Here is a 17,553-nt window from a genome sequence, read left to right as displayed (position 1 = left end):
GGATATTTTTCAATTGGGATGGAGTTTTCAGGATGAAATTAATTCACAGACAGGCTGCTCTTTTTGCAGTGTCGCTTGCAGGGCTGACGGCTGCCGCTGGCGTACAGGCTGCGACATTGGCTTGTGGTGCGCCCTTACGCATTCACACCGCTAAGGCGACCTGGTCAACGGATGCCCAATACGTAGCCCCTCCAAGTGGCACCGCCACAGGTGCGGCAGCCATTGTGGACGACTACCATTGGCGCGGCTGGTTTGATAAAGCGACTGCGGTGCATACCAGCGGTGCAGGCGATCTTGCCGGCACTCCGCTCCAAGGGGATTGGATTTCCTTTGGCGATGCCCAATATCCAGTGGGTGCAGGAACTGGTTCATCGGTTACTACGGGTAGTGGACCTTATCCGGAAGTGAACGCGCGCGGTGTGGTGGCAAATGGCGCTTGGGTTGAAAATAGAATTACTTTCTACTACAACGAGCCTATTACTATTCCTAGCAATATCAAGCTTTCCAGCATCAAGATCATTGGCAGTGGAGGAGTGGATGACAGTTCGGAATTTGTTGTTCGCCCCGCTAGCCCGCCTTCTGGCAGCACGACCTGGTTGCAAATGCAGAATCTGGGCATGAGCTATGGCTCTCCAGGAACTATTAATCTAGACGGTAATAACAACGGTCTGGGTTTCTATTATGGCGACAACACCATCGGTTTTGTGGTATATAACACTGCGTCGACCACCGCCAGCTCTGGAAATCCAACCGGCCTTATTGCAGATTTTGAAATCACGGCCGACTGCCAGGAGGAGCCGCCCGCCCAGCCCACCACCATTCTGGCTTGCCCCGCCGGCAGCCAAGCGGGTGATGAAGTCCGTGTTGGCCCATTTACCACCAACGCCAGGGACTGGAAATGGACGCAGCGCATGAATGCAGCGGGCACCGCCCTGGAGAACGTCGAGCAGCCTCTGTTTGACAGCTACCGGTATCGCAGCTATTTCGATCCATCGACACTGACTACGGCGACCGACGCCCGCTGGATCAGCCCTGGAACGACCAACCCTGCGAGCAGCGACATTCCGGGTGTGCCTTACCCAGCGGCTACCGGGCAGTCTCGTGGCATCCAGGACGGCTCCACATTTGTGATGAACCAGCCCGTCAACATCGGCAGCAATGTTGATTTGGCCAGCATCAAGCTCACTGGGCGTTTCGCATTTGATGACTATGGAAGCTCCGTCTATGTGAAGCCTGCAGCGGGTGCAGAGTCCGCTGCTGGACCTACCTATCTTCCCAATGGCTACGGTGCATTCCAGACCTATACCACGTCTGCAGCGCTTGGTTTTGCACGCGGCAACAACACCGTGGGCTTCCGGCTGGATGGCGGGCAAGAAACCAACGACTGTAGCGGTGGAACATGTGCATTGGGCGCCATTGCCGAGTTCTATGTCACCGCAGCCTGCACGGGTGAGCCCCCAAGCGCCGACCTGTCCATCACCAACGCCAGTGCCGCTGCCAGCGTAGCACCCGGTGCCACGGTGACCTACACCGTCACCGCCAGCAATGCCGGCCCGGTGGAAGCCACGGGCGCCACGGTCACCAACACCCTGCCTGCCGCACTGACGGATGCCACCTGGACCTGTGTGGGCGCAGGCGGCGGTACTTGCAGCGCATCGGGCAGCGGCAATATCAATGACACGGTCAACCTGCCTATGGGCGCCAGCGTGACCTACACCGTCACGGCCAAGGTCGCTGCAAATGCCACCGGTTCGCTGGCCAGCACGGCAAGCATCGCGGCTCCAGCGGGCATTGATGACCCTACTCCGGCCAACAACAGCGCAACCGCCAACAGCGTCATCGCCACCGCTGGCCCTGCCACCCCAGTCCCTGCATTGGACCTGGCTGGCCTGGCGCTGCTGGGCGGATTGAGTGCCGGTATCGGTGCCTTGGCACTGCGCCGCCGCCAACGCAACCAGTGATGGCTAGAAGCCTCAGGGCTTGAAGACTTGCCGAGTTACTCACAATCGCCTCCAGCTGGAGGCGATTTTTTTATTCCAAGACCTTTCGAAAATGCAATACCCACAGCCGACTCGGCCATTGCTGACAGGCCGCCCCAACAAACCGGTGTGACGAGCGGCATTTGCCAAGATATTGACCAAGCGCTTTAGCCAGACAAGACACCGCCCTCTTTGGGCTGCCTCTGCACAAGCCTCACCAAGCGCGACGGACACTGATCGGGATAAAACGCACAAGGCGCCCCTTAAAGGCGAACCGGAGGTATTGCCGAGAAAGACATGGGATTGGATCCCCCGAGAGCACGTTCAGACCATGGCAGGAAGTTGTGCAGAAGTTCCCAAGGCCCACAGCCTATATCACATCCCTGCCGTGAACCGGTATTCGGCACGCATCACGCAGCGGACCATCCATCTGCCTCAAAAAATAGCTGGATAACCCCATCCCTGCTGCACTGTGAAGCCGCACCGCCCCATCATTCGCACCCGCTTGGTTGAAAGGGGGTATTGACAATGCCAAATCCCAAGTTATCTATAAAAATCAAAAAATCAAAGGAAATTAAATAAAAACAAAGAAAATGGATAAAAAGCAAAGATTTTGAATTTGCATACCATCCGATTTGAAACAGCTAACAAAAAAAATGCTACCCATGTCCACCTGCGCCTTGACCATGTTTTAGGTGTATGGCATTGTAAACAGCGTGACCGAGTGAATAGAAGGACATAGGGTTCCGCTATCGCGATCCGTCCCTCATTCACAGCCAAGAGAACTTGCATTTTTGTTTTATTACTGCATCCGCTTCAATTCAGTAAAGGGTGAATATGACCGATTCTAAGAAAATGCCGCCTGGCCCAGCCTTTCCAGCATTTTCGTCGCCGCTGACGAATTCTCCCGCCCCTAAAAAAACATTCAAGCATCTGCTTATCTCGGCCGCTTTGGTATTGCCAGCCATATCGATGGCACAAGTCGCCTGCGATGGCCGGCTTTTTCTGTCGCAAAACGCACCGACCTCGTTAAACAGCGTGTCTACGGATACCAATCCAATGGTGTTTACCGGCATTGGGGGGGCTTCTGCGGTTTCCTACAACGCCTTGGGTTATTCCCCCACCGATGGCCAGATCTATGCGATGCGGACCGATGCCAATGGCGATAATCTGCTCAGCGTCAACCAGAGCACCGGAGCTGTCACCGTTGTGGGCGCTGTGACGGGGCTGCCAGCGAGTCCCGCTTACAACTCGGGCACAGTGGGCAGCGATGGCACCTACTATGTCAAACCCTTTGGCAACACCTCGGTGATTTATGCCATTGATACGAGCGCACTGACCGCTACCACCATCACCTTGGATACAGCATTCACGGCCTCGGACATCGCCTGGGTCGGTGGCGCTTCCGGGGGCTTGTATTCGGTGTCCGACACAGGCCAGCTCTATGCCATCGATGTGGGTACTGGAGCCGTCTCGGCCATGGGTACGCCAGACGGCACCGGTGGTGTGCTGGGCGCGCAGTTCGGTGCCACCAACGGTATGTTTGGCTCGGCCAACAATGGCAGCGGTTTTTACCAGATCAACCTGCTCACCGGTGTCAAAACGCTCATTGCCGGCTCGCCCGGATCGGGCACCAACGATGGCGCCAACTGCCCGAATGCGCCCATCCAGTTCCCTGCGGATTTGAGCATCACCAAAACCAACGGCCAAACCACCTATGTGCCGGGCACCAATGTCGTCTACACCATTACCGTGCGCAACAACGGTCCGTTCACCGCCGTAGGCGCCAAGGTGACGGATGTATTGCCCAGCGGCATCAGCACCGCCTCTTGGTCCTGCAGCGCTTCGGCCGGCGGAAGCTGTGCTGCCAGTGGCACAGGCAGCATTGATGACACCATCAATCTTGCGGTGAATGCGACTGCGACCTATACGCTGACCATGGCCATCCCAGCCGGTTTCACGGGCAATCTGGTGAACACCGCCACGGTCGAAGCCGATGGCTCCAGCGCCAGCGCAGTCAATACCAATCCCGACCCGGACCCCTCCAACGACACGGCAACGGACACCGATACCCCTGCCACTGCTCCCCCCGTTGCTGCACCTACCCCCGTGCCCACGATGACTGCGCTGGGCCTGCTCCTGCTCTCTCCATTAATGGGTTTGGCGGGCTTTATGGGCTTGTCTCGCCGTCGCAAGGTATGACCTCCGCATATGTGCGTACACGCTGATCCCAGCTGCGACAAAAGAGCTTCGTAAGTGCCTTATTGGCCCCAGCGAGGCTCTTTTTTTGGAGCTCGTGCAGCGGAAAGCGACAAGACCTTCGATCACGCAGCAACACCCCTGAGGGATTCTCTGCATCACCCTCGCTCAATGGGCCAGCCCTCTCCCATGCTTTCACTGGAAAAAAATGAAAAATCCAATACTCGCAAAGTTAGCAACCGTGGCCTGCTTCGGGGTTGCAGGCCACGCCATAGCCGCAGATTGCGTCAATGGCGTCAATGCAGCGGGGACCTGCACCGTGCCTGCAGGGGTAACCCACATCAGCTTTGAGGCCTGGGGTGGCGGCGGTGGCGGGGGCTCGAATGACCAGGGCTGGAACGGCATCGCAGGGGGCGGCAGCGGCGGCGGCGGCGGGGCCTATTGCAAAGCCCGTCTTGCCGTGACTGCAGGCAACGAGCTGCTGGTCATCGTCGCGGCCGGCGGCGCGGCTGGCTTGGTCAACAGCGCAGATTGGACAGCCACCGGGACGCACAGCACGGGAGGCGGGTTCTCCGCAGTGTCGGGCCCCGGTGTGCTCGGTGTCACGGCCCATGGCGGCGGTGGCGGCGGCGGCAGCACCGTGGATCTCAACTATTTCGATGGCGCGCGCGGCTTACCAGGTCAAGGTGCGACAACGCACAGCGGCGGCACGGGGGGTGCTGGAGGTGCCAATTTCCTGGGGCGCCCTGGCGGCCTGGGCGGAGGCGGCGGCGCTGGATCCATTGGAGGATCGGGTGGTGCAGGTGGCAATGGCGCCAATGGAGTGGACGGAAGTAGCGCACCTGATTGGGATGGCAGCTGGGAAGGGAACGGCATAGACGGATCAAATGGGACGGACGGCGGCAATGGCGGGGATGGCGGCAACGGCGGTGACGGTGCGATAGCAGGGATAGGCGGCGCTGGCGGACAGGCGGGCTACGAAGGCCATGGTGGAAACGGTGGCTCGGGCTCTCCCGGCTATGGCTACGGAAACATAGGTACCAATGGCGTACCTGGAGTGCCCGGCATGCCGGGAGCAGACGGCCTGATCCTGACAGGCCCATTGGCCGTGGCAGCATGCGAAGGAGAAAGCATCGCAGGCGCCAATGGATCGGGGGCAAGCGGCGGCGCCGCCGGAGGCATCAACGTCGGGGCCGGCGCTGGCGGCGACGGTGGGCAAGCGGGGCAGGCCGGCATGGTCCGCATGACTTTTGTCGTGGAGCCGGATCCACCGACAACGCCCGTGGAGCCCACTCCCGTGCCGACCCCTGTGCCCACGATGACAGCCTGGGGCCTGCTGGCGCTCTCGCCCATCATGGCGCTAGCCGGCTTCCTGGGATTCTCGAGGGGCCGCAAGGTCTAGGAACCCTTTGCAACACGCTTAGCTGTGGTCTGAACGCAGGCGCGGGCCATCCGCGCTGATCCGGTGGAACAAGGGTCTGGCAGAAGATGCCAAGGAATAGACCGCTTTGGGGTTCTACCGCTGGTTTGCGCAGCCCCATCGCTGCGCAACCCCTCGGCCGGCGCCCATTCATCCAGCGGCCGTCAATGCACCACCATGGCCAAGAGCACCGCACACAGCAAGGCGATATAGACCTTGGCATGGAGACGGTCCGGGATCTTGCCAATCCAGCGCGACGCGACCCGGATGCCCAACCAGGAGCCCGCCACCAGCACCAGGCAGGCGCGCACATCGATGTAGCCCAGATGCCATGCCCCCAACGGCGCCGTGTTGGACGCCAGCAGCGCGTAGGTGGCGGTGCCCACGATGGCCATCGGCAATGACAGCGGATTGGCTGCCGCAGTAGCGGCCGTCATGCTGGCGCCGCGCCGGCGCATCAGTGGGACGGTCATGACACTGCCGCCGACTCCCAGAAAAGCGGCAATTGCGCCGATAAAGAGCCCCAGCGCAGCGGCCGCTGGCCTGGCCAGAGGGCGCATGCTGCTGCTGCGCTCCTGGGTAAAACCGGGCCGCAGCAGGCTGTCGAGAATCGTCACCGCGAGATAGCCGACAAACGCCCAGCGGATCCAGCGGCCGCTCAGCATCAGCGCAGCCATCGCCCCAGGGATGGCCCCGAGTGCCACATAGCCCAGCAGCGGCCGCACCTGGCCCCAGGGCACTGTGCCGGCCTGGTGGTGCCGCCAACTGGCCAGCCCCGCGCCAAAGACCATCACACAGGTGGATGTGGCCACCGCGATGTGCATGGCGGCAAGCCCCAGCGCACTGTCTGCGCCATACACCCCCACCAGCACCGCATACAGCACCGGAACGACGACAAAGCCGCCACCAAAACCAAACAGCACGGTGGTCACACCGGCCAGAACCCCAAAACACAGTAGCAGCAAATACATGGACAAGGACCATCAACGGTTGCAAAACGCCACGATAGAGCGCCAGACTGCGGCTGACTTTCGATAAAAAGCCAAGTACCCTTGCATTTAGGCCAAAATTGGCCGATGCACAACATCCCTCTCGCGTCGGTAGATACCGTGGCCCGGCCGCTGTTGGCCATCAGCACCGACTATGCACCTGGCACCCTGCTGGACACCCACAGCCACCGGCGCGCGCAGGTGCTGTACGGCATGAGCGGCCTGATGGAGGTGGAAACGGACGATGGCGCCTGGGTGATCCCGCCCTTTAGCGGTGTCTGGATTCCCGCTGGCAAGCCCCACCGGGTGCGCATGCAGGGCGTGAGCACACGCAGCCTGTATATTGAGCCCGCCGCTGCGCCCCGCCAGGGCCGGCATTGCGAAGCGCTGGTGGTCAGCGCGCTGCTGCACCAGCTGCTGCTGGCCTCGATCACGATGGAAGCACTGTATGACGAGCAAGGGCGCGATGGCGCCTTGGCCCAGTTGCTGATGCACGAAGTGCGCCAGGCGCCCACCATGCCCTTGTTCGCCCCCATCCCGCAAGACAGGGCGCTGGCTGCGCAGTGCCAGGCCTTCTTGAAGGCGCCACAGATCCAGGCTGCGCCTGAGGCATGGGCTGCGCAGCTGCACAAAAGCCTGCGCAGCTTTAACCGGCATTTTCGCCAGCAGACCGGCATGAGCTTTGGCGCCTGGCGGCAGCAAGCCTGCCTGCTCGCGGCCCTGCCCCGGCTGGCGGGCGGGCAGTCGGTCACCCAGGTCGCGCTTGATCTGGGCTATGACAGCCCCAGTGCTTTTTCCACCATGTTTCGCAAGCGCTTGGGCAGGGTGCCCAGTGGCTTTAACAGGGCTTCGTCACCCAGCGGAAATGGGGAGTAGAACGCACGGGCTCTGGCTGATAGGGTGCGAATGCAAGCAGCGGTAAACGGGCTTATCCAGCGACCATGCCTTGGTCTAGGATGCAGGCTTCATCAACGCTTGAGCACCTGACCTATGCAGAAGAAAGTGGTATTTGTCGATGTCGACGACACCTTGGTGCGCACGGTCGGCACCAAGAGGATTCCTATGCCTTCGGTGATCAACCAGGTGCGGCGCCTTCATCAAGACGGTGCCGTCTTGTATCTCTGGAGTTCTGGCGGCGCAGACTATTGCCGCAATACCGCCGATGCGCTGGGAATTGCCCAGTGCTTTTCCGGCTTTCTGCCCAAACCCACCACCTATCTGGACGACCAGCCTGTGCAGGAATGGCGCGATTGCCAGCACTTCTATCCCATGCAGGCTTCGCAGGCCTAAGAAACTGTTCAAAGTCTCCTCGCGCCGCAGCAGGGCTGAATGACAAAGCCCCAAACGCGACAGACACAGGCACCTGCGGCGGCTCCAAAGCCTGAGCGTTATGGTCACGGGCTTGGATGCAGCAAGCCTGCCCCCCATCGAATTGACTAGACTGGTACCCTCACTCCATGAGGGCGCAATGCAGCAAGAACCCGATTTCGTACAGAACCTGAGGCAAGAATTCGGGGATGGATGGCGCTGGGTGGAGCGTTGCATTGTGCTGGCCTATGCCGCCGCAGCGGGCCTGTGCGTGGTCGGTTTCACGATGGTGGCTGAAAAGGCCTTTGACTGGTTCATGCACATCTACCACTGGCAAGGGGGCTGGGCGGTATTGCTGTGGACGCCATGCCTGACGGCAGCCATTGTCTGGGCCACACGCCGCTGGGCACCGGGCGCTGCGGGCTCGGGCATTCCGCAGGTCATGGCCGCGCAAGAGACGGCGCTCAATGACCAGCAGCGCAGCCGCTTTGTCTCGCTGTGGCTGTCCGCCTGCAAGATTGCGCTGGCAGGCCTGGGGTTTCTGGCGGGCCTGTCGATTGGCCGCGAAGGGCCGTCCGTGCAGGTGGCCGCCGGCGTCATGCACCATGCCAAGCGCTGGTTTGGTCCGCGCTCGGGCATCACCAGCCATGCGCTGCTGGTGGCAGGCGGTGCAGCGGGCATTGCAGCCGCCTTCAATGCACCGCTGGCGGGGATCGTTTTCGCCATCGAAGAGCTGTCCCGCAAGCTGGAGTCGCGCGCCAGCGGCCTGATCATTGCCGCCATTGTGCTGGCCGGTCTGATGGGCGTCTCCGCATTTGGCAACCTGAACTACTTTGGGCGCATCCAGGTGCCCAGCCTCAACTGGCACGCACTGCTGCCCGGCATCTGTGTCGCCTTGAGCTGCGGCGTCTTGGGGGGCCTGTTTGCCAAGCTGATGGCCGCGTCCCTGACCGGCGCGCCAGAGCGCCTCAACCGCTTGCGCGCGCAGTATCCCATCCGCTTTGCAGCTGCTGGCGGCTTGCTGATTGCCGTCATCGGCCTGGCCACCAGCGGCGCCACCTTTGGCGCCGGTTCGGAAGAAGTCAAGCACATGCTGGCGGGAGAGGCCGAGTTGCCTGCGCTGTATGTGACGCTCAAATTCATCGCCACCTGGCTGTCTGCCTGGGTGGGCGTGCCTGGCGGGATCTTCGCGCCCTCGCTGTCGATTGGCGCAGGTGTGGGCCACAACGTCTCGCTGATGATGGGCAGCGATATCGCCCCCGCCTTGATTGCGATGGGCATGGCCGCGTTTCTGGCCGCTGTCACGCAAGCGCCGCTCACGGCTTTCATCATCGTCATGGAGATGGTCGATGGGCACTCGATGGTGCTGAGCTTGATGGCCGCCGCGATGCTGGCCAGCCTGGTCTCGCGCATGATCGCCAGGCCGCTGTACGAGACCCTGGCCAACTACATGCTCAGCCAGGTGCAGAGCACGCAGCCTCCACCAGCGGAGCAGGCCGTGCAAAAGCCAGCCGCTTCATCCTGATCATCCAGATCGCACGCAGGTCCTGGCCAGTGGATAGCGCAGTCCCACCTACGAGGCCAAAGCGGCCAGCACCCGCGCTTTAACGCGACTCGCGCCAACGCGTGGATAGGGGCCAGCTGCGCCTTTGGTAGGCGGGTACCCGTGTCGGCTCAGCCAAGCCAGGATGGCTGCGCATCGCCCAGAGCCGATCAGCGGCTGACACCCTTTGCGCTTGCCAGCGGCCAACTATGCCCTTGGGTGGACAAGCTAACCCTGCTGTCACGCCCAGGGTCCTCTCTGTGATGGCTACCAGAGCACCCAGCAACCATCTCCGGCGGGCGTCAACGCTGAGAGCGAGCACGGGACCCACTGATGGTCAAACAGCACCGTACCTCGTTCACTCCAAAGGCATCGCGCAATTATTAACCAAGCATTATTAATTGTTTTGGTTTATCTCGCCACTCCATAAAAGATGCGCGCGATTGTGAACAATATAAATCTCTATCGCCATTTTCACCTTTACTATTTAAAAAAAAATACAAATAACAAAGCTATTTTAATAAAACCAAAGACGTATACATGGCCTCGCGTTGTACAGTTCTAACTGTAATTTTTTGCTGCACAGCCAAGACCTTAGGAGTCAAACCGCTGATCACTCCACGCCCATTAGATTCAAATATTTTTTATATTTAGTCATTTGATTATTAACAGGGATCAGCAAATTATCTCCACAGGATTATCTGGGTGTACATATGACGCCCTGGTAAGCATGGCTGTCTTGAATCGATGGCAGGCATTTTCTCAACCAAGGCAAATCCTCGCCTCACCTAGAGAATGGAATTCAATCATGCGAAAACAAATGCTGACCCTTGCCGCTGTGCTTGCGATGGCGGTGCCCAGTTTGTCCAGCGCCGCGTTTGTATCAGGCAGCGTTATCTATAACCAAAGCGCCATCTACTCTGGAACATCAGAAAATTTGAGATATGACGCTGACGGGACGTTGTACAGCGATGCCTCGGTACTTTTGATTTGCATCGATCACAGCACACAGCCACCCTTTGACTACAAAATCGATCCTGCTCTATTCGACACGGAAGCCGGCGCCAGCGCCATCAAGGGCGCCTCCGGTGCAGCAGGCGAGGCGGCGATCTACTGGCTGCTCGACAAGTACTACCTCAGCTATTACAAAAATGGCGACAACAATCATCGCCGCGCGCTCCAGTACGCGCTGTGGGAGCTTGGCAACGACTACGACGGAACTGCCGAGAGCATCAACATCAATGCAGGCTCCTCGCGTCCCGCTTTAGAGAACGTCCTTTTATATGGCGGCACGGACCAAGCCGTGTTTGTCAACGCCTACAACACCTTGTACGACGATATGAAGGCCAATCTGCCGACACTGCGTACCTCGTACCGCTCCAACACCTACACGATGGACCTGTTTCGCAATCGCGATCCGGCGTACCAGCACATGGTGGCCTTGATCGAACGCGCACCACCGAACACCGTACCCATTGCCGAGCCGACGATCACCGGCACACCGCAGGTCGGCTCCACCGTGACCGGCAGCTACAGCTATGCGGACAACAACAACGACATTGAAAACCCCAGCGGCACCACCTACCAGTTTGTAACCAGCCCCAACCCCAGCATCAGCAGCTCCAGCGACGGCACGGTGGTGGCGAGCGGCACCACCGGGGGGGCGAGCCAGACGCCCACCTACACCTTGCAGCCAGCGGACCAGGACAAAAACGTCTTTTTCTGCGTCAAGCCAGATGCCCAAACCGGCGCAACGCCAGGGCTGGAGGTCTGCACCAGCGCGCTGGGCCCGGTGACCGAGCTGCCTCCCAATGTGGTGCCCACTGCCGTCCCGGCCATCACCGGCACACCGCAGGTCGGCTCCACCGTGACCGGCAGCTACAGCTATGCCGACAACAACAGCGACGTTGAAAACCCCAGCGGCACCACCTACCAGTTTGTGACCAGCGCCAACCCCAGCATCAGCAGCTCCAGCGACGGCACGGTGGTGGCGAGCGGCACCACCGGGGGCGCAAGCCAGACGCCGACCTATACCCTGCAAGCCGCAGACCTGAACCAATATGTCTTCTTCTGCGTCAAGCCTGCCGCACAGACCGGTGCAAGCCCTGGGCTGGAGGTGTGCACCAGCCCTGTAGGGCCGGTCACCACCCGCGTGGTGCAGCAGGCGCCTACACCGGTGCCAGGCTTGGGCCCCTGGGCGCTCCTGGGCTTGACACCGCTGATCGCGCTGCTGGGGATCCGGCGCCAGCGCAAGCACATCGGCTAAATACCAACGCCGACCACGGATAGCCACCGCAAGGTGGCTTTTTCATGTCCACGCATGCTGGGCAGATGTGCCAGCGGCTGGGGTAGCCTGCATATCCGACTGGAGGCATGACCTGGTCGGGCACGGGTACCCCGGCGCAAAGACCACCAAGGCAAAAGCGCCGGCGCTGCCTTGCACAGCACACGGCGCTTTGCACGAGATGACTGAGATTAGGTCGTAGCCTTCGGGTACACAAATTGGGGCAGGCCCTGCAAGGTTTCCTTGCTGGCGTCTGGCAGCAGCAAGCCGTATTTGCCCAGCTTGAAGCGGGAGAACTCGATGGCCACGTCATAGGTGCCCAGGCCCATAAAGCCGCCGATGCCGACAATGGCAAAAATCAGATTGTCTTCCTTGCCGACGATCACATCATCTACGGTGCCAATTTCTTGGCCATTGGTGTCGTGCACCGGCTCACCGATGAACTCCTTTTTGACGCTCCATCCCGTTGCCAGCACCTCCGCCCCCCGGGGCGAGATCGCAAAAGGTGTATGGATGGTGACTGTTTCTTGGTTATCCATATATCCACCACAAAAAAATTGATGCAGGCTCAAACTGTAGCAATCTTTACCTGTGCCGATCCTCTCGCCAGCGCGGCTCTCAGCAAAAAGGCGTGGCGTCTGACAATGGCGCCTAACACAGCTTCAACGCGCATGAAATCCCCAGAATACGGGATAGTAAATACTTGCAAATGCGATACATTTGTTTGCATTCAACACATGGAGATTGCGATGAAGACATTGCTGTGCGCCAGCGCCCTGGCACTGGCCGTTGGAGGCTTTGCCTCGGCCGCGAACGCTGCCTTGGTGCAGTGGACCCTGACGGATGTGACGTTCGTCGATGGCGGCACCGCCTCTGGCTCCTATGTGTTTGATGCGACCACCCAGACCTTTAGCCAGATCAATGTGACCGCCACGGGCACGGAAGGCATACCGGCTGCCAGCTTCAGCAATACCTGCAATGGCTCCAACTGCGACGCCTACCTGTCCGATCCTGCACAGAACATGATCTTTGTGCCTGCTGACACCAGCGATCTGACGGGCAAACAAGTCATTTTGTTGGACTTGCAAAGCCCGATGACAGATGCCGGCGGCACGATTGCGATCAAGCCGCCTGAAGGAGAAGTGGAAGTCACGGTGGCACTACGGAACAAGGCCTTTTCTACCTTCTGCCCTGATGCCACCTGTTCAGGCCCGGGAGCCATGCGCTTTATCGCCTCGGGTGAGGTGGTGGGTCGTGCGGTGGTGGTGCCTGCCGTAGCTCCCACCCCGGTGCCCGCCATGGCTCCATGGGGTCTGGCCTTGCTGTCGCTGCTGCTGGCACCTCTGGGCTGGATGCAGCAACGCCGCCAACGCGTAGCGGCAAAGCCAGCGCGGGGCTGAGCCACGCAAGGTCCCCGGTTACTGAACCGGGGACAGCCTGGGGCGCTTAACCCGCGTTGCGGCTGGATTCAAACAGGAACCAGGTGCGGCGCTCGGTCTCGTCGATCCAGTTTTCCAGCAGGCTGGACGAGGCGATGTCGCGGTGCTCGTCAGTCACGTTATGGGCTTCGCGCAGGCGGGCCGCGAGCTGCTGGTTGTCCTCGCGCAGCTCGGCCAGCATGTCGAGCGGATCGACATAGTCGGCATCGTTGTCGCTGATGCGCTGCAGGCGCGCGATATGGCCGATGGAGCGCAAGGTCGTGCCGCCCACTTTGCGGATGCGCTCGGCAATCGCGTCGGTCATCGCATAGAGCTGGTCGGCCTGCTCATCGAGCAGCAGGTGGTAGTCACGGAAGTGCGGGCCGCTCATGTGCCAGTGGAAATTCTTGGTCTTCAGGTAGAGCGCAAACACATCGGCCAGGATGCCGTTGAGGGCCGCGCTGATGTCCTTGGTGGCCCCGGCATCGAGATCACTGGGGGTGAGCAACGGGGCCTTGCGGCGTGCCTTGATATCCGTTTTGCTGCTGCGTTCAGATTTGGCCATGGTGCACCTTTCACATAAGGGTTGTAGACAAGCGAAGCGAGAGCGGGTGGCGCCACCAACAAGTATCCGGCCCGATGATGGCAGCCAGATGGCGGCGCGCATGTTGTTCAGCTCTCTTATTCAGAGAGCCACTAGCTTCATACCAAAGCAGAGAAAACCCTGTCAGCCAATGCCGACGATATGGGGCTATGCACGCCCCTGCTTGACGCAGATCAGCGATCTACGCCCTGCGCGCAACCGTCAGCCCGGTGCGCTGCGGTAAGGGTTCTGAAAGATCGCCTCGACTGGCAGCTCAAACACCACGCTGATGCGGTAGGCCAGGTCGAGCGAGGGATCGTGCTTGCCCGTCTCCAGCGCATTGACGGCCTGGCGCGATACCCCCAGGCGCTGCGCCAGATCGGCCTGGGTCCATTGGGCTTGGGCGCGCAGCGTGCGCAGATGGTTGTCCATCAGCCGCGCAGCCGCATCACGCCAGTGACGAGCCCCCAGACCAGCCAGAACAGCGGCACCACCAGCCAGGCAGGCGCATGGGGCGCTGCGGCATAGCTCTCGCCAAAACCCCAAACGCTGCACAGCATCAGCACCAGGCCGCAGGCGATCACCACACTGCGGATGGCCTGCGCGCGCTGGTACTCGTCCGCCGCCTGTATCCACTGCAAGGACGCCCGCAGCTGCGCGGCAATCGGCAGCGCAACGGCCAGCGCCAGCAGCCAGGCCGCTGGCGTGCCGAGGATGGCATCAAAAACGCCCACGATGACCAGCGCATGGATGGCGCAGTACAGGCCCATCCACAGCGCCGTCCGGAGGAGGTAGGCGCGCATGCTGGGGCTGGGGTATGGGGGAGGAAGAGCATTGTGCATGGTCAGAACCAAGAGAGATGTAAAGTAAACCTGACTTTAGCAAATGTCAGGTTTACTTGTCAATGGCTGCCTGCAGCGCAGGCCATACCTTTGGTGCAGCGGCAAGCCACGCCCTGCCCCACGCTAAGCCGTCGACAGAGCCGCCACAGGCAGCCTGCCCGCAGCGGAGCAGCAGCAAAATGCCACAACTCTGTGGACAATTATCAAAAGGCATCCCTGGGCAGCATTGGTAACAGACGCGGGCAATTCGATTTGAAATAATAAAAAATCAATTGAATTCTTGGATGCCATTTACGATGTTTTTCCGGTCCACACCACAACCCCAAGCCTGGCTTGCCAGCTCGCTGCTGGCGACAGCCCTGGCCGTCTGTGCCCTGCCGGCGCAGGCCCAGAGCCCCGTCACCATCGACTGCAGCCCCAACTCGCTGGCGCAGCTCAACACCGGCCAGCCCAGCAGCACCAACCCGGCCATAGACAGCCGCTGGCGCTTCCAGTACCTGGCGGCCTACGCGGGCAGCTCGCCAGCCAACTGGGGCAGCTTTGGTGATGCGGCCATCGTCACCAGCCGCAACGCCAGCTGGACCAGCACGCCTGCCAACAGCACCACCGCGCAATGGATTGGCCTCAATGCCTGGGGCGGCCAGCCCTATGTGGATGGCGCCAACTTTGGCAATATCGATGCGCTGTTCCAGGTGCAGTTCAACCTCGACCCCAGCGTGTCTCTGGGCAGCTTTCAGCCCTCGATGACCTACAGCGCCGACAACTCCGTGGTGGACATCTTCATCAACGGCCAATCGCAGCTGGCACGCGGCGCGGGCACCTGGGGCCTGCCCCAGGCGGGCAGCGCCAACCAGTTTGGCTACAACGGCTTTGGGGGCTTTCGCTGGCTCACCATCGCGATGGCCTCGCCCGATTGGCAGGCAGGGGCCAACACCATCACGGTCTATGTCAAAAGCGGCAACCCCGCGATGGGCTTTGCCGCCGCCATCGCAGGCGCCAATGCCTGCACCGCCAATGAGGCGCCTAGCGCGATCCCTGCCGTCAATGGCCAGCCCGAGATCGGCCAGACGCTGACCGGCAGCTACAGCTATGCCGACACCGAAACCGACCCAGAAGACGGCAGCACGGCAGGTACGCGCTACCAATGGGTGCGCAGTGACAATGCCAGCCTCACCCAGGCGGCCCAGGGCACGGTGCTGCAGTCGGGCAACACGATGGGCGCATCAGGCACGGTGACCTACACCACGCAAGCGGCCGACGACAAGGCCTATCTGTATTACTGCGTCACCCCGGTGGCCCAGCGCGGAACCTTGGTGGGCGCCGAGGTCTGCAGTGCCGCCTTTGGTCCGGTCAAGACCACGACGCCGCCGCAACCTGTGACACCCAAGGCAGTTCCGCTGCTCGATATCTGGGCCTTGCTCGGTCTGTCGGGCCTGGTCGCCGGATGGGGCCTGGCGCGGTCACGCAAACGCCCGCAGGCCTGATGCCAGCCACCTGCGGGTGGCTTTTTTGTAGCGCGGGTGCTGGGCGCCTCAGAGCTGAAAGGCGACTGCGCGCACCAGCCCCTCCCCTACATCGCGCCACCAGCCGGGCGCGCGGTAGGCGTAGGCAGAGCTTTGCGCCATCTGCTGCTCAGACCACTGCTGCAGCCAGGCAATGTCGGGGGCGCTGTAGAAGGCCGTCATCGCCTCGTAGTTCAGGAACAGGCTGCGCCCGTCGAGGTTGGCCGATCCGCACAGCCCCATGCTGTCGTCCACAATCACCACCTTGGCATGCACCATGTGGGGAGAGCAAAACACCTCGGCCCCGGCCAGCACCAAGGCGCGCAACGCGCGCTCGCGCGCCCAGTCGGCCAGGCGGTGGTTGGAGCGCTGGGGCACCACCACGCGCAGGTGCACGCCGCGCCGGCAGGCCAGGCACCAGGCTTCGAGCAGCGCGTCATCGGGCACAAAATACGGGCTCACCAAGGTGATGGAGGTCTGCGCATGGAAGGCGCTGGCCAGGTAGAGCGCATGCAAGCTGTCGTCGGCATGGTCGGGCCCGCTGGGCAGCCACTGGGCCCAGGCCTGGTCCCCGCCGCCCAGCGCCATTGCGGGCGATAGCCACACCGGGCGGCGCCGCCCTCGGGCCGCACGCCAGTCGGCCTCGAACTGCGCCGTCACCACGCCGGCCAAGGCCCCTTGCACATTGAAGCTCAGGTCCACCCAGGCCGGGTGCCCGGCGCTGCTGGGCAGAAAGTACTCATCGGCCAGATTGCGCCCCCCGCTCCAGACATGCACGCCATCGGCCACCGCCAGCTTGCGGTGGTTGCGCAGGTTGCTGCCGCCGCGAATGGGCTGCAGCATCGGCACCATGAAGCGGCGCACCAGCACGCCCGAGCGGCGCAACTGGCGCAGGCGCCCGGGCAGCAGGCGCCAGCAGCCCACGCCATCGAGCAGCAAGCGCACCTTGACGCCCCGCGCCGCTGCCTTCTGCAGCGCCGTGCCAATCTGGCGCCCGACCACATCGTCGGCAAACACATAGGTGCACAGGTCCAGATTGCGCTGGGCCTGCTCAATCAGCCGCAGCAACTGCTGCAGGGCCTGCAGACCATCCTGGTGGAACACCACCTCGGCATTGGGCTGGGCGGCATCGAGCTCCATGCTCGCCAGCAGCTGGCCGGCCCAGGCCGGCACCTGCCTGGGCACACTGCTGCGGCGCTGCCCGCTGTTGGGGATGACCGCATGCGCCGGGGGCCGGACTGCCTTGCGCGGCCCGAACACCAGAAACAGCGGCAAAAAGAGATAGGGAAAGGTGACCATGCCCAGCACCCAGCCGATGGCCGATGCCGGGTGACGGCGCTGGTGGCCGGCGCGGGTGACCAGCGTGTAGACCAGGAGTGCCACCATCACCGCAATGGTGTGGCCCAGGCCGGACAGGACGGTCACGCGCAGCATCTGCTAGCCCCCGTCTGCTGGTACAGGGCTGCGGCTTGGCAACTGGGCGGCC

Annotated in this window: 15 protein-coding genes; 9 read left to right on the top strand and 6 right to left on the bottom strand. The window is 61.5% G+C overall.

Annotated elements, in window-relative coordinates; genetic code table 11:
- The first annotated feature begins 32 nt into the window (after positions 1–32).
- The 3 genes from WH367_RS04010 to WH367_RS04000 all read left to right on the top strand — a co-directional run bounded on the left by WH367_RS04010 (position 33) and on the right by WH367_RS04000 (position 5,580).
- The gene (locus WH367_RS04010; RefSeq protein ID WP_339534365.1) at positions 33–1,961 is read left to right on the top strand and encodes a DUF11 domain-containing protein; all 1,929 of its coding nucleotides are present in this window, start codon (positions 33–35) and stop codon (positions 1,959–1,961) included.
- 855 nt (positions 1,962–2,816) lie between these two features.
- Positions 2,817–4,181, top strand: a complete 1,365-nt coding sequence (locus WH367_RS04005) for a DUF6923 family protein (RefSeq protein WP_445228066.1) — start codon at positions 2,817–2,819, stop codon at positions 4,179–4,181.
- A 316-nt stretch (positions 4,182–4,497) separates the two neighbouring features.
- Positions 4,498–5,580, top strand: coding sequence for a hypothetical protein (locus tag WH367_RS04000; protein WP_339534361.1), 1,083 nt, complete (start codon positions 4,498–4,500; stop codon positions 5,578–5,580).
- 182 nt (positions 5,581–5,762) lie between these two features.
- Here WH367_RS04000 and WH367_RS03995 read toward each other — a convergent pair whose 3' ends face one another.
- A complete protein-coding gene (locus tag WH367_RS03995; protein WP_339534360.1) occupies positions 5,763–6,569 on the bottom strand; it encodes a sulfite exporter TauE/SafE family protein in 807 nt (268 codons plus the stop codon).
- 105 nt (positions 6,570–6,674) lie between these two features.
- Here WH367_RS03995 and WH367_RS03990 point away from each other — a divergent pair, with 105 nt between their 5' ends.
- From WH367_RS03990 to WH367_RS03975, 4 genes are all read left to right on the top strand, one after another.
- Complete coding sequence (locus WH367_RS03990; protein WP_339534358.1) at positions 6,675–7,463, top strand: AraC family transcriptional regulator; 789 nt, start codon at positions 6,675–6,677, stop codon at positions 7,461–7,463.
- Between the two features lie 114 nt (positions 7,464–7,577).
- Positions 7,578–7,877 (top strand): DUF705 domain-containing protein, encoded by a 300-nt coding sequence (locus WH367_RS03985; protein ID WP_339534357.1) that lies wholly within the window; start codon positions 7,578–7,580, stop codon positions 7,875–7,877.
- Positions 7,878–8,055: 178 nt separating this feature from the next.
- Positions 8,056–9,420 carry a chloride channel protein gene (locus WH367_RS03980; RefSeq protein ID WP_339517327.1) on the top strand — a complete coding sequence of 455 codons (1,365 nt, stop codon included), beginning with the start codon at positions 8,056–8,058 and terminating at the stop codon, positions 9,418–9,420.
- 1,003 nt (positions 9,421–10,423) lie between these two features.
- Positions 10,424–11,704 (top strand): IPTL-CTERM sorting domain-containing protein, encoded by a 1,281-nt coding sequence (locus WH367_RS03975; protein ID WP_339534355.1) that lies wholly within the window; start codon positions 10,424–10,426, stop codon positions 11,702–11,704.
- Positions 11,705–11,913: 209 nt separating this feature from the next.
- Here the strand turns inward: WH367_RS03975 and WH367_RS03970 are convergent, their stop codons facing one another.
- Complete coding sequence (locus tag WH367_RS03970) at positions 11,914–12,261, bottom strand: PRC-barrel domain-containing protein (RefSeq protein WP_021025362.1); 348 nt, start codon at positions 12,259–12,261, stop codon at positions 11,914–11,916.
- 210 nt (positions 12,262–12,471) lie between these two features.
- Between WH367_RS03970 and WH367_RS03965 the strand changes: the two genes are divergently transcribed.
- On the top strand, positions 12,472–13,122 hold the full coding sequence (locus WH367_RS03965) for an IPTL-CTERM sorting domain-containing protein (RefSeq protein ID WP_339517325.1): 651 nt from the start codon (positions 12,472–12,474) through the stop codon (positions 13,120–13,122).
- A 46-nt stretch (positions 13,123–13,168) separates the two neighbouring features.
- Here the strand turns inward: WH367_RS03965 and WH367_RS03960 are convergent, their stop codons facing one another.
- The 3 genes from WH367_RS03960 to WH367_RS03950 all read right to left on the bottom strand — a co-directional run bounded on the left by WH367_RS03960 (position 13,169) and on the right by WH367_RS03950 (position 14,526).
- The gene (locus WH367_RS03960; RefSeq protein WP_021025364.1) at positions 13,169–13,705 is read right to left on the bottom strand and encodes a Dps family protein; all 537 of its coding nucleotides are present in this window, start codon (positions 13,703–13,705) and stop codon (positions 13,169–13,171) included.
- Positions 13,706–13,945: 240 nt separating this feature from the next.
- Positions 13,946–14,155, bottom strand: a complete 210-nt coding sequence (locus tag WH367_RS03955) for a helix-turn-helix transcriptional regulator (protein WP_021025365.1) — start codon at positions 14,153–14,155, stop codon at positions 13,946–13,948.
- Positions 14,155–14,526, bottom strand: a complete 372-nt coding sequence (locus WH367_RS03950) for a hypothetical protein (RefSeq protein WP_339534353.1) — start codon at positions 14,524–14,526, stop codon at positions 14,155–14,157. Before WH367_RS03950 ends, WH367_RS03955 begins: the two co-directional genes overlap by 1 nt.
- 323 nt (positions 14,527–14,849) lie before the next feature.
- Here WH367_RS03950 and WH367_RS03945 point away from each other — a divergent pair, with 323 nt between their 5' ends.
- On the top strand, positions 14,850–16,049 hold the full coding sequence (locus WH367_RS03945; protein ID WP_339534352.1) for an IPTL-CTERM sorting domain-containing protein: 1,200 nt from the start codon (positions 14,850–14,852) through the stop codon (positions 16,047–16,049).
- 48 nt (positions 16,050–16,097) lie between these two features.
- Here the strand turns inward: WH367_RS03945 and WH367_RS03940 are convergent, their stop codons facing one another.
- Positions 16,098–17,501, bottom strand: a complete 1,404-nt coding sequence (locus WH367_RS03940) for a phospholipase D-like domain-containing protein (RefSeq protein WP_339534350.1) — start codon at positions 17,499–17,501, stop codon at positions 16,098–16,100.
- Positions 17,502–17,553 lie beyond the last annotated feature (52 nt).

The organism is Comamonas sp. MYb21 (genome assembly GCF_037479395.1).
Classification (GTDB): Bacteria; Pseudomonadota; Gammaproteobacteria; order Burkholderiales; family Burkholderiaceae_C; genus Comamonas.
The sequence above is the reverse complement of the archived record's forward strand: the minus strand, read 5'-3'. Positions and strand labels throughout refer to the sequence as shown.